The organism is Belnapia sp. F-4-1 (assembly GCF_000802185.1).
Classification (GTDB): Bacteria; Pseudomonadota; Alphaproteobacteria; order Acetobacterales; family Acetobacteraceae; genus Belnapia.
Window position 1 is genome coordinate 2,766,856 of record NZ_KN676113.1, and the last position, 12,101, is coordinate 2,778,956.

At 73.0% G+C, this 12,101-nt stretch carries 9 protein-coding genes; 4 read left to right on the plus strand and 5 right to left on the minus strand.

The genetic code is table 11. The features are described from left to right. The first annotated feature begins 349 nt into the window (after positions 1-349). Positions 350-3,127: a phosphoenolpyruvate carboxylase gene (locus LH62_RS13095; protein ID WP_043361876.1), complete on the plus strand. Its 2,778-nt coding sequence runs from the start codon at positions 350-352 to the stop codon at positions 3,125-3,127. Positions 3,128-3,167: 40 nt separating this feature from the next. On the opposite strand, the gene LH62_RS13100 is transcribed toward LH62_RS13095, so the two are convergent. Both LH62_RS13100 and LH62_RS13105 read right to left on the minus strand, forming a co-directional pair. Then, positions 3,168-3,566 carry a response regulator gene (locus tag LH62_RS13100; RefSeq protein ID WP_052214375.1) on the minus strand — a complete coding sequence of 133 codons (399 nt, stop codon included), beginning with the start codon at positions 3,564-3,566 and terminating at the stop codon, positions 3,168-3,170. A 47-nt stretch (positions 3,567-3,613) separates the two neighbouring features. Next, entirely contained in the window at positions 3,614-4,525 is a 912-nt protein-coding gene (locus LH62_RS13105) for a sensor histidine kinase (protein WP_043361878.1), read from the minus strand. 118 nt (positions 4,526-4,643) lie between these two features. On the opposite strand from LH62_RS13105, the gene LH62_RS28365 reads away from it, so the two are divergent. After that, positions 4,644-6,098 (plus strand): CHASE3 domain-containing protein, encoded by a 1,455-nt coding sequence (locus LH62_RS28365; RefSeq protein ID WP_052214377.1) that lies wholly within the window; start codon positions 4,644-4,646, stop codon positions 6,096-6,098. Here the strand turns inward: LH62_RS28365 and radC are convergent. Continuing rightward, a complete protein-coding gene (gene radC, locus LH62_RS13115; protein WP_043365760.1) occupies positions 6,070-6,789 on the minus strand; it encodes a DNA repair protein RadC in 720 nt (239 codons plus the stop codon). The two genes, LH62_RS28365 and radC, sit on opposite strands and share 29 nt — an antisense overlap. 266 nt (positions 6,790-7,055) lie before the next feature. On the opposite strand from radC, the gene LH62_RS13120 reads away from it, so the two are divergent. Next, positions 7,056-7,628 (plus strand): TetR/AcrR family transcriptional regulator, encoded by a 573-nt coding sequence (locus tag LH62_RS13120; protein ID WP_160299835.1) that lies wholly within the window; start codon positions 7,056-7,058, stop codon positions 7,626-7,628. Between the two features lie 36 nt (positions 7,629-7,664). Then, on the plus strand, positions 7,665-8,441 hold the full coding sequence (gene map / locus LH62_RS13125) for a type I methionyl aminopeptidase (protein ID WP_043361883.1): 777 nt from the start codon (positions 7,665-7,667) through the stop codon (positions 8,439-8,441). Here map and LH62_RS28370 read toward each other — a convergent pair. Both LH62_RS28370 and LH62_RS13140 read right to left on the minus strand, forming a co-directional pair. Continuing rightward, positions 8,422-10,419, minus strand: coding sequence for an HWE histidine kinase domain-containing protein (locus tag LH62_RS28370; RefSeq protein ID WP_052214379.1), 1,998 nt, complete (start codon positions 10,417-10,419; stop codon positions 8,422-8,424). The two genes, map and LH62_RS28370, sit on opposite strands and share 20 nt — an antisense overlap. Before the next feature lie 135 nt (positions 10,420-10,554). Continuing rightward, positions 10,555-12,030 (minus strand): ATP-binding protein, encoded by a 1,476-nt coding sequence (locus LH62_RS13140; RefSeq protein WP_043361886.1) that lies wholly within the window; start codon positions 12,028-12,030, stop codon positions 10,555-10,557. Positions 12,031-12,101 lie beyond the last annotated feature (71 nt).

Here is a 12,101-nt window from a genome sequence, read left to right on the forward strand (position 1 = left end):
ATCATGGCCTCCCTCGCCGGCTGACCGGGCAGCGGCGGGAACGGCTCCTGCACGATGACGACGTAGAGCACCGCGCAGGCCGCCGAGACAGCCGCCGCTATTGTGCCTCGTCCCCGGCGGGGCCGAGGATTGGCCGTGATAGCCGCCATCACCCGGTGCGGGCGATGCTCATATGCCGCGCCGTCTCCAGGCGGCCCGGCAGCCAGGCGCCATGGTCTGGATGCGCGGGGGGTCCCTGCCCATCCTGACCTGGAACGCCCTATGCGTCCCGGCAGACGGCAAGCCATGGGCCCCAAGGCGCGGATGGAAGGGCTGGCCATCATCGCCTTCGCAGGTGCAACATGACGCCATGCCGGACATCGCCCCCGACCCCCTCCAGGACCTCCTCGCCCGCCTGCGCGAGGCAAGGGCCGCGGCGGCGCATGACCCCTTCGGCGACCCGGTGTTGCTGATCGCCCTGGCCATCAGCCGGCGGCTGGACGATGGCGCCCTCGACCTCGATCTCGTCGCCGGGATAGTGCAGCGCCTGGCCGATGCCGCGGCGGGCGAACGGGCCCGGCGCCTAGCCGCCTATGTCGGCCTGCCCGATGCCGTGCCCGACCTCGCCGCCCTCGCGGCTCGCCTGGTGCGGCCGGACCCGGATGACAGCCCGGTGCCCTTCGCCCAGTACCGGGCGCTGCTGGAGACGCCGCGCTTCGCCGCGGTCTTCACCGCCCACCCGACCTTCTCCCTGCCTCCCGAAACCGGCGCGGCGCTGGCCGAGGCGGCAAGCGGCGCTGGCTTCCCCGAGGGCCTCCCCCACCGGCCCCCGGCCCCGACCCTCGCCGAGGAATTCCGCCAAGCGGGCGCCGCCATCGCCCGCGGCCGCGACGCCATCGACGGCCTGACCGAGGCGCTGCTGGGTGCCGCCAGATCGGTCTGGCCCGACCGATGGGCCACCCTCGTCCCCCGCCCGGTCCTGCTGGCGAGCTGGGTCGGCTACGACACCGACGGCCGCACCGATATCGGCTGGTGGGACACGCTCCGCCTCCGCCTCACGATGAAGCGCCTCCAGCTGGAGCGCCTCGCCGCCCAATTCGCCGCGCTTGGCGATCCTGCCGCCCCGCTCGCCGCCCGCACCGCCGAGGCGCTGGAGGCGACCGAGGCCCAGCTCGCCGCCGTCCCCGAACGGCCCGAGCCGGAGGCGGTGCGCGCCATGGCGCATCTGCTGATCGAGCGCCGCGAGGCGGCGATGACCACCCTCGAGCCGTTGATGGCGCTCTTCCCCGCCGCCATCGCCTCGGCACCCGACGATGCCGCGCGCCTCGCCCTCGCCGTGGCCCGCGCCGGCCTCGCCACGCATGGCCTCGCCCTGGCCCATACCCATGTCCGGCTGAACGCCGCCCAGCTTCACAACGCCGTCCGCCAGCGCCTCGGCCTCGCCTCCTCGGCCGAGGACATGGCGCAGCGCCGCGGCCTGCTCGCCGCCATCAACGAGGCGCTGGCCGAGGTCGCGCCGCTGCCGGTCGATTTCGGCGCGTTGCTGGCCGAGCAGGCGAGCGCCGCGCGCCTCATGCTGGTCTGCGCCCAGATCGCCAAGCATGTGGACGGCTCGGCCCCCATCCGCTTCCTCATCGCCGAGACGGAGACCGGCTACACGCTCCTCGCCGCCCTCTGGCTCGCCCGCCGCTTCGGCGCCGAGATGGCCGTCGAGCTCTCACCCCTGTTCGAGACGGCGGAAGCGCTCGACCGCGGCGAGCGCGTGCTGGAGGAGGCGCTGCGCAGCCCGCACTACCGCGACTACCTGCGCGCCCATGGCCGCATCTGCCTGCAATTCGGCTATTCCGACAGCGGCCGCTATGTCGGCCAGCTCGCCGGCAGCTACCTCGCCGAGCGGCTGAAGCTCCGCCTCGTCGAAATGCTGCGCCGCCACAAGCTCGACGGCATCGAGGTCGTGCTGTTCGACACCCATGGCGAAAGCGTCGGCCGCGGCGGCCATCCCGGCAGCCTCGCCGACCGCCTCGCCTATCTCTCGCCGCCCCAGGCGCGCATGGCGCTCGACCGCGCCGGGCTCCGGCTGCGCGAGGAGACGGCTTTCCAAGGCGGCGACGGCTACCTCTTCTTCGGCACGCCGGCCCTGGCCCGCGCCACCATCGCCGGCATCGCCCGCCACACCTTCGCCCCTGCGGCGAAGGTGACGGACCCGGTCTATGCCGAAGCCGACTACGTCGCCGACTTCTTCGCAACCGTCCGGCGCGAGATGCAGGCGCTGGTTGCCGATCCCGGCTATGCCGCGCTCCTCGGCGCCTTCGGCCCGGGCCTGCTCGACCGCACCGGCTCCCGCCCCGCCGTGCGGCAGGCGGATGGCATGAGCGGGCCGATCCGCATCGGCCACCCCTCGCAACTCCGGGCCATCCCGAACAACGCCATCCTCCAGCAGCTCGGCTGGATGGCGAACACGCTGCACGGGCTTGGCGCCGCCGCCTCCGCCAACCCGGATGCCTTCACCGAGCTACGCACCCATTCGCCCCGCTTCGCACGCGCCCTTGCATTGGCCGCCCGTGCCGCCGCCTGCTCCGATATCGGCGTGCTGCGGGCCGTGGTCGATACGCTCGACCCCGGCCCCTGGCTCGACCGCGCCGGCTTCACCCGGCGGCCGGGGCGGCGCGAAGCGCTGCTCGGCGTCGCGGGGGCGGTCGAGGGGCTCGACCTCGACGCGCCGGTGCGCCGCCTCTTCCGCCGCCTCCAGGCCGATCACCTGGCCCTCCGCCATGCCTGGCCCGACCTGCCGGAGATGCCGGACCGGCTGGTGCTGCTGCACGCGCTGCGCCTCGCGCTGATCCATCGCATCTGGCTGCTCGCCGTCGACGTGCCCGACTTCTCGCCCCGCCACGGCGCGACGCGGGAGGCCCTCGTCGCCCGCATCCTCCAGCTCGATGTCGAGCCGGCGCTGGCGCTGCTGGAAGAGGTTTTCCCCGCCGCCCCAGGCCCGGTCATCGGCCTGGAATTCGGCGAGCCGGCGCCGCCGCGCGAAGGTCTGAGCTACGCCGCCGAGCACGCCACGCTGTTCCGGCCGATGGCGAAGCTCTTCGCCCTGGTCCGCGAATGCGGCGCCGCCATCACCCACGAGGTCGGGGCCTTCGGCTGACCCGGCCGGCGCCCGTCACGGCCGGGCCCGGCTACACGGCTCAGCCGGGCCGCACCCGCGCGAGCACGCGCAGCAGGACATCGGGGTCGATCGGCTTCTGCAGGATGGCGAGCGGCCGCGCTGCCTCGCAGCGGGCGCGGAATGCGGGGTCGCCGGAGCCGGTGACGAAGAGGAAGGGCGGACCGGAGCCGGCACGCAGGCGCTCCGCCACATCGATGCCGGTCAGGGCGCCCGGCAGCTTCACGTCCAGGCTGACCACGTCGATCGCCCGGCCGCTGCCGAGGATCGCCAGCGCCTCCTCCGCCGTCGCCGCGGTGCCGGCGACGCTGTGGCCGGCATCCTCCAGCACCGCCACCAGGTAGTCAGCGATGAGGAATTCGTCCTCCACGACCAGCACTTTCAGCCCGGCCTGGCCGGGTTCCGCACCGTGATCCGACATGACCTCCCGCCGCCTTCCTTGGGCTCGATATCAACCACGCCGCCGATCTACTGGGCAAGCCGCTGCACCAGCCGGGCACCGAGCCCCGTCCCGGCCTGCGGCGAAGGCGGACCGGAACCGTTGTCGTCCACTTCCAGCGCCTGCGCTCCGTCCGCTTCGGTACGAAAGCGGACGATTACCGCCAGCGGCTTCATCCCGCCCACGGCATGCTTCAGCGCATTGGTGAGCAATTCGTTGGCAATCAGCGCCAGCGGCACGGCGAGGTCAACCGGGAGCATCACCGGCTGGAGGTCCAGATGCGTGGCGATGCCGCGCCCGTCGAGCGCGACGAGATCTTCCACCAGCTGGCGCAGGAAGGCCGCGAAATCGACCCGGCGGAAATCCCCGCCGCGATAAAGCCGCTCCTGCAACAGCGACAGCGACTGCACCCGCCGGCCGAGGTCGTCGAGCCGCCGCCGCGCCACCGGCTCCTCGATGCTGCGGGCGGTGAAGGCGATCAGCCCGACCACGAGCTGGAGGTTGTTGTGCAGCCGGTGGTAGAGTTCCTGCGTCAGCAGGTCGCGGTTCTCCTCGAGGCCGCGGCGCGTCTCGGCGCGGGTGAGGGCGGCCCGCGCCGCCGCCGCCAGCCGGCGCAGCTGCCGCGGCGACTTGACCACATAGTCGTCGAAGCCGGCCTTGATGGCGCGCACCGCCACCTCCTCGTCGCCGGTCCCGGTGAACATGATGGCGACGCAGCCCGGCCAGGCCGCGCGCACCTCCTCGAAGACGGCAAAGCCGTCGATCCAGTTGAGGCTGAAGTCGGAGATCAGCAGCTGCGGCCCCGGCGCCGTGGCAAGGGCGGCGTCGAGCCCGGCGCGGTCGCCGATCTCGGTGATGGTGCTCCCGTCGAACTCGCGGCGCATGGCCCGGCTGGCCAGGCCGCGGAAATCGGGGTCGTCGTCGGCGATCAGGATACGCATATGGTTTTCAACAGGACCGAGGCCCGCCGGATCGCTCCGTTTGCATGACAAGGGGTGAATTCGTCGGGAACCCGAAGCGGCGCCGGCCATTCCAAGCCTTGTGCGGCAGGTGGGTGACATGCCTCAGGCGACGCGGCAGCAGGGGCGGGGGTGGCGCTGGACGCGCGATCTCGGCGGCCTGGCCGGGGCCGCCGCAGCCGCAGCCTTCCTTCTCCTGGCGCTCGGCGGCCTGCTGCTGGTGCTCAACCTCGCCCGGCTGGCCGAGGCGCGCCGCTCGACCGAGATCACGGTCGTGGTGCTCGACGCCACCCGCGCCGTGGTGGCCGACCTACTCGACGCCGAGACGGGCCAGCGCGGCTTCCTCCTCATCGGCGAGGACAGCTATCTCGGCCCCTACCGCCAGGCGGTGGACCGCATCTGGGCCGATTTCGCCTCGCTCGACGCGATGGTGATGCTGCCGGCGCAGCAGGCCCGGCTCGAGACCCTGCGTCCCCTGATCGAGGCCAAGCTCGCCGAGCTGGCGGAGACGGTCGCGCTTCGCCGGAACGCGGCCGAGGCGGCGCTCGCCGTGGTGCGGACCGACCGCGGGCGCCAACTGATGGACCACATCCGCATCGGCTTCGGCGCCTTCGAGACCGAGGCGCGGCGCCTGCTGCGCGAGCGCACCGCGCTGCAGGACGAGCGCACGCGGATGACGACCTTCCTTGCCCTCGGCTGCGGTGCGCTGGCGCTGGCCTCGGCTGGGCTCAGCGCCCTTGGCATCCTCCGCCGGCGGGATGGGCGCCGACTGGTCGAGCAGAACCAGCGGCTGGAGCAGCAGGTGGAGGAGCGCACGGCGACGCTGGAGGAGGCGAATGACGAGCTGCGCTCCTTCGCCGCCACCATCTCCCACGACCTACGCGCCCCGGCGCGGGCCATTGGCGGCTATGCCGCGGCGCTGGAGGAGGATGCAGGGCCCCGGCTCGGCGAGGAGGAGCGCGACTACCTCGCCCGCATCGCCGGCGCCGCCGAGAGGATGGACGCGTTGATCGACGACATCCTCGGCTACAGCCGCCTGGCGCGGCAGGACATCGCGCTGCGCCGGGTGCCGCTCGAGGAGGTGGTGGAGGCGGTGCTCGACCAGTCCCGCACCGAGCTGAAGGACGCACGGGTCGAGGTGCTGCGGCCGATGCCGGCGGTCAGCGGCCATGCCGGCGTGCTGGTCCAGGCGGTCGGCAACCTGGTGGGCAATGCGCTGAAATTCCGCCCGCCCGGCGAGCCGCCGCAGGTGACGATCCGCTGCACCGAAGGCGAGGGCGGCCTCGTCCGCCTCTGGGTCGAGGATCGCGGCATCGGCATCGCGCCGGAGCACCAGGAGCGCATCTTCCGCCCCTTCGAGCGGCTGCACGGGCGGGAAGCCTTCGCCGGCACCGGCGTCGGCCTCGCCATCGTGCGGCGGGTGGCGGAGCGGCTGGGCGGCCGCTGCGGCGTCGTCTCCGCATCGGGCGAGGGCAGCCGCTTCTGGATCGACCTGCCGCGCTGGACGGAGCCGGGCGAGGCGGCCGTCAGAGCAGCCCCTCACGGCGGAAGCTGAGGTGCCGGCCGCGGCCGATGATGAGGTGGTCGTGCAGCGCGATGCCGAGCACGCCGACCGCCGCCTTCACCTCGGCCGTCATGGCGACGTCCTCCCGCGAGGGCGTCGGGTCGCCCGAGGGGTGGTTGTGCACCAGGATCAGCGCCGTCGCATGCAGCTCCAGCGCGCGCTTCACCACCTCGCGCGGATAGACCGGCGTGTGGTTCACCGTGCCGCGCGCCTGCGCCTCGTCGGCGATCAGCCGGTTGCGGGTGTCGAGGAAGAGGATGCGGAACTGCTCGATCTTCTCCTCCGCCAGCACGGCGGTGAGGTAGCCGATCAGCCGCTCCCAATTGTTCAGGATGGGCCGGTCCATTACCTCGGCCCGCGCCAGGCGGAGGGAGGAGGCCTGCACCAGCTTGAGCGCCGCGACGCTGTGCGGGCCGAGGCCGCGCGTCGCCATCAGCTGGTCCTGCGGCGCGGCGAGCACGGCGCCGAAGCTGCCGAAGCGGTTGATCAGTGCCTTGGCCAGCGGCTTGGTGTCGCCCTTCGGCATGGCGAAGAAGAGCAACATCTCCAACAGCTCGTAATCGGCCAGCGCCTCCGCCCCGCGCTCCAGCAGCTTCTCCCGCATCCGCGCGCGGTGGCCATGCGGGCCGGTGCTGGGGAAGGGCAGCTCGGCCGGGATGCGGGCGGGGAAGGGTGCCTCCATCCGCTCGAGCACCGGCGTCTCGGCGGCCGGCGCCCGGTCGAAGGCGACCGGCGCGACGCCCTCATGGAAGCCGCGAGGCGGCGGCGCGTCATCGCCCCTAATTTGCAGCCACTTCCTCAGCCACACCGCACCCCGCCTCCCGCCGGGTGGGGCGATCATGCCAAGACCGATGCAAATGTAAAACGTTTATTGATGGCTATGGATGATAGCGCGGCGGCAAGTAGACAGACCATTCTAAAACGTGCATTCTAATTGCCATGGTCAGGATGGCACGCTTCTCCGAGGACGACTTCATCGAGGCGACCATGGCGCTGGTTGCCGAGGGCGGCCCCGCCGCGGCCACGATGCAGGCCATCGCCCGCCGGGTGGGGGCGCCCACGGGCTCGATCTACCACCGCTTCGAGTCACGGGCAGCCATGCTCGGCGCGGCCTGGAACGCCGCCTATGCCTCCTTCACCGCCGCGCTGGCGCCGTTGCTGCGGGCGGGCCGTCCCCGCGACGCGGCGCTGGCCATCCTGCCCTGGGCCCGGGAGCACGAGCGCCGCGCCCGCTTCCTGCTCCTGCACGAGCCCATTGCCCTGTTCGAGGACACCCCGCCGCCGGCGCCGCTGCGGGCGGAGCTGGAGCGGCTGGAGGAGAGTTTCGACGGCGCCTTCCGCGCCTGCGTCGCCACCCGCGGCGACGGCGCCCTCCGCGAGGAGGATCTGGCGCGGGCCAAATTCCTGATCTTCGACGCCCCGATCGCCATCCTCCGCCCCCATCTCATGCGCGGCGGCCCGCTGCCGCCCTTCGCGGAGCGGATGATCGCCGAGCTCCATGCCGGGATGCCCATCGGCTAAGGGCGCCCTTCTTTTCCCATGCCTGACGGAGTGCCGATGGACGACCCCGCCCAGCGCCGCAGCATCAAGCTCCACGCCGCGCAGGATTTCGCCCCGATGCGGCGGGCGGGGCGGCTTGTCGCGGCCGCCCTCGACATGATCGCCGCCCATGTCCGGCCGGGCATCACCACGGCGGAGCTCGATCGCCTCTGCCATGAATTCGTGCTGGACCACGGGGCCAGGCCCGCCTCGCTGGGCTACAACGGCTATGCCCATGCGACCTGCATCTCGCTCAACCATGTCGTCTGCCACGGCATCCCCGGCGAGCGGCGGCTGGCGGAGGGCGACATCCTCAACATCGACCTGGCGGTGGTGGTCGACGGCTGGCATGGCGACAGCAGCCGCATGTACGGCGTCGGCAAGGTCGGCAACCGCGCCGCCCGCCTCATGGAGGTGGCGCGGGAGGCGATGATGCGCGGCATCGCGGCGATCCGCCCGGGTGCCACGGTCGGGGATATCGGCCATGCCATCCAGCGCCATGTGGAGGCGGAGCGCTTCAGCGTCGTCCGCGACTTTTGCGGCCACGGCCTGGGGCGCGTCTACCACGACGCGCCGAACATCCTGAACTACGGCCGCCGGGGCGAGGGGGCCCGGCTGCGCCCCGGCATGTTCCTGACCGTCGAGCCGATGGTGAATGCGGGACGGCCGGAGGTGAAGGTCCTGAGCGACGGCTGGACGGCCGTGACGCGGGACCGGAGCCTTTCCGCGCAATTCGAGCACAGCGTCGGCGTGACCGAGGCGGGATGCGAGATCTTCACCCTGTCGGAGGGCTGAAGGGCAACCCCCGCTCCGGCGTCTCCGCCGCCGCCAGCACCCGGGCGGCCGGCAGCAGGATCTCGCAGCGCAGCCCCCCTGGCTCCCAGTGCTGCTCCACGCTGCCGCCGAGCTGCCGCGCCAGCGTCGCCTGCAGGACGCGCGTGCCGAAGCCGCTGTCCTGCGGCGGGGCCACGACCGGCGGCCCACCACTCTCCCGCCAGATCATGCGCAGCCGCGCCGGCGGCCCGGCCAGGATCTCCCAGCGCAGCAGGAGCCGCCCCTCCGCCCGCGACAGCGCGCCGTACTTGGTCGCATTGGTTGCCAGCTCATGCACCGCCATGGCCAGCGCCTGCACCGCATTGGCGCCGATGGTGAGCGTCGCACCCTCCAGCCGCACCTGCCCCCGGCTACCGTCGAGGAAGGGAGCCAACTCCCCACGTAGCAGCGTGGCGAGGTCGACGCCCTGCCACTGCGTCTGCGACAGCAGCGCCAGCGCCTGGGCGAGGGCGGTGATCCGCCCGTCGACCCGCTCGACATAGCTCGGCAGGTCGGGCGCCCGGGTCAGCCGCAGCGCCGCGCGGGCGGTGGCCAGCGCGTTCTTGGCGCGGTGATCGACCTCGCGCATCAGCAGGTCGCGCCGCATCTCCGCCTCGCGCTGCTCGGAGATGTCCTCCACCAGCACGACGACCCGCCCCGCCTCGCCCGGTAAGGGCGCGGAGGAGATGCGGACCGGCAGGCGCGAGCCGTCGGGCCGTTCGTATTCCTTCTCGTAGGGGCTCCACCAGCCGCGGGTGCGGGCCTCGGCGACGGCCTGCTCGTCGCGGACCAGGTGCTCCGGCGGGGTGACGTGCCGCCAGTCCCAGCCTCCGGCCTCGAATTCGGCCCGGCTGCCGCCGGTCATCTCCAGCAGCCGGTCGTTGCAGAGCTGCGTCGCGCCGGTGGCGAGGTCGAAGACCGACATGCCGACCGCCCGGCTCTCGAAGACGCCGCGGAACCGCGCCTCGGCCTCCTGCCTTGCCTCGGCCGCGGCGCGGGCCGCCGCCTCGCGGGCCAGAGCCGCCTCCGCCGCCTTCGCCGCCCGGGCCTGGCGCAGCGCCAGCCAGCCGCTGCCGAACAACGTCAACGCCGCCGCCAGCGCCACCAGCCCATAGGCCCGCAGATTAACCCGCCACCGCCCGAGCAGCGCCTCGGTATCGGCGCCGAAGCTGACATAGGCTGGCCAGCGCCCGACCTTGCGATAGGCGAAGATCCGGTCCTTGCCGTCGACGGGCGAGGCATCGCGGTCGAGCCCCCGCTCCGGCCGTTGCCCGATGGCCTGCATCAGCGGGCTCCCCGGCGCCATCCGGTCCGGGGCGTCGCCCGCCGGGGTGCGGGCGAGACGGATGCCATCCGCCCGCATCAGCAGCGCCGCATGGCGAAAAGGCGGTGCCGCCTCGCGAAAGACACGGGTGAAGTACTCGGGGCTCAGCGAGACATGGATGGTGCCGAGGAAGCGCCCCTCCGGCCCCCGCCGCCGCCGGCTGACCGCGAAGGAGGCGACGGTGGTCGCCCGGCCGCGGAAGGCGGCGCTGACATAGCTGCCGGCCCCGGCGTCGTCGCGCTGGGCGGTGAAGAAGTCGCGGTCCCCGATGCTGGTGCTGCGGTCCCAGCCCTGGCTGCCTGCCAGCACATAGCCCCGCGCATCCGCCACCCAGACCGAGACGATCTGGTCGAGCGGCTGCTTCACCGCGGCGAGGAAGGCGCTGACCTCCGGCCCGGCGATCCGCTCGTCGTCCATCCCCTCGATGCGGTCCTGCACCCGGTCCAGCACCAGGTCGGCGGTGTCGAACACCTTGGCGACATGCTCGTGCATGACCGCCGTGGTGCGCTCCACCGTCTCGGTTCCCTCGCGCAGCACCTCGCCGCGGTTCCACCAGGCGGCCACGCCGAAGACGGTGGCCGGCACCAATACCGCGGCGATGAGGACGAACAGCTGGAAACGCGTGGCGGACAGCATCGGGGCCGGTCGGGATCCTGCTGACGGTGGGGCGGGGTCAGGCCAGCCGATTCCCCCAACCGGCTCACAGGTTCGCGCGGCTTCGATGTGCCCGAGCGACGGCGGCGAAGGCAATGGGCATTTTGCTGCCGGCACTCACGCCGCCGCTTCCTCCTCCGGGTGTCCCGGTGCCGTTTCCCAGCCCGGCCCGGCGATGGTGACGATGCGCCGCCCCGTCAGGTCCGGCCGGGTGACGATCGCCCCGCGCTCCTCGATGAAGGCCAGCGCCCGCCTTGCCCGGCTGGCCGAACGCGTGCCGTAGGCCCGGGCGATGGCGGCATCCGAGGGGCAGGGCGCCGCCGCCAGCGCCGCCCGCGCCAGCAGCAGGAAGACGCCCTGGAGGTCCTCCGGCAGCGGCGCCGCCCGCGCCACCGCCTCCGCCCAGTCCTCGCCCTCGGCCATCTCGGCGGGTACCCCGGCCTTGCCGATGGCGAGCAGCCGGCGGAAGGCGGCCATGTCGGGCAGCTTGCTGCCGATCTGCTCGATCCGGCAGCGCACCAGGAAGTCCTGGTAGAGCACCGCGGCCGGGCGATAGCCGCTGTCGGGGTCGGCCAGCACCTGGCGCATCACCGCCTCCAGCCGCCTTTGCCGCTCGGCCTCCTGCTCGGCCGAGGGCGGCGGCAGGGCGGGGGGCGGCGCCGGCCGGGCGGCGGCGAGCTGGGCCAGGATGTCGGGCGGCGGGGGTGGCGAAGCGCGGCGCGGCCGGGGCGCCTCGGGCGCCGGCGGCTGGAGGATCAGCGCCCGCGCATCCTCGGGCAGCTGGCTCGGCAGCGGCGTCAGCTTCGGCGCCGCGCCGCGCGATTCCGTCTCCACCGCGCCGATCCTGACCGGCAGCGGCCGCCGGGCAAGCGCCGGCCCGAGCGCCACGAAATGCCCCTGCCGGAGGTCGCGGAACATCTCCGCCTGGCGCTTCTCCATCCCGAGCAGGTCGGCCGCGCGCGCCATGTCGATGTCGAGGAAGGTGCGCCCCATCAGGAAATTGCTGGCCTCGGCCGCCACGTTCTTGGCGAGCTTCGCCAGCCGCTGGGTGGCGATGATCCCGGCCAGCCCCCGCTTCCGCCCGCGGCACATCAGGTTGGTCATGGCGCCGAGCGAGACCTTCCGCGCCTCGTCCGCCACCTCGCCGGCGGCCATGGGGGCGAAGAGCTGCGCCTCGTCCACCACCACCAGCATCGGCGTCCAATGTGCCCGCTCGGCATCGAACAGCCCGCCGAGGAAGGCGGCGGCGCGCCGCATCTGCCCCTCGGTGTCCAACCCCTCGAGGTTGAGGATCACGGAAACCCGGTGCTGCCGGATGCGCTCCGCCGCGAGCTGCAAGCCGGCCTCGGAATGGCCCGCCGCATCGATCACGAGATGGCCGAAGCGGTCGGCGAGCGTGACGAAATCCCCCTCCGGGTCGATCACCGCCTGCTGCACCCAGGCGGCGCTCCCTTCCAACAGCCGGCGCAGCAGGTGGGACTTGCCCGAGCCGGAATTGCCCTGGACCAGCAGGCGGGTGGCCAGCAGCTCCTCGAGGTCCATCAGGGCGGGGGCGCCGGCTTCCGTCTGGCCGAGATCGATGCGGACCGTCATGGCGCGGTGGTAGCGCAGCGGCGCGCTTCCATAAACAGGGTCTTCATTCTTCCGGTGGCATGATCCGGCCG

Coding starts and splice junctions, on each gene's coding strand:
- LH62_RS13095 (WP_043361876.1), top strand. CDS start 350: ATGCCGGACATCGCCCCCGACCCCCTCCAGGACCTCCTCGCCCGCCTG.
- LH62_RS13100 (WP_052214375.1), bottom strand. CDS start 3,566: ATGTCGGATCACGGTGCGGAACCCGGCCAGGCCGGGCTGAAAGTGCTG.
- LH62_RS13105 (WP_043361878.1), bottom strand. CDS start 4,525: ATGCGTATCCTGATCGCCGACGACGACCCCGATTTCCGCGGCCTGGCC.
- LH62_RS28365 (WP_052214377.1), top strand. CDS start 4,644: ATGCCTCAGGCGACGCGGCAGCAGGGGCGGGGGTGGCGCTGGACGCGC.
- radC (WP_043365760.1), bottom strand. CDS start 6,789: ATGGAGGCACCCTTCCCCGCCCGCATCCCGGCCGAGCTGCCCTTCCCC.
- LH62_RS13120 (WP_160299835.1), top strand. CDS start 7,056: ATGGCACGCTTCTCCGAGGACGACTTCATCGAGGCGACCATGGCGCTG.
- map (WP_043361883.1), top strand. CDS start 7,665: ATGGACGACCCCGCCCAGCGCCGCAGCATCAAGCTCCACGCCGCGCAG.
- LH62_RS28370 (WP_052214379.1), bottom strand. CDS start 10,419: ATGCTGTCCGCCACGCGTTTCCAGCTGTTCGTCCTCATCGCCGCGGTA.
- LH62_RS13140 (WP_043361886.1), bottom strand. CDS start 12,030: ATGACGGTCCGCATCGATCTCGGCCAGACGGAAGCCGGCGCCCCCGCC.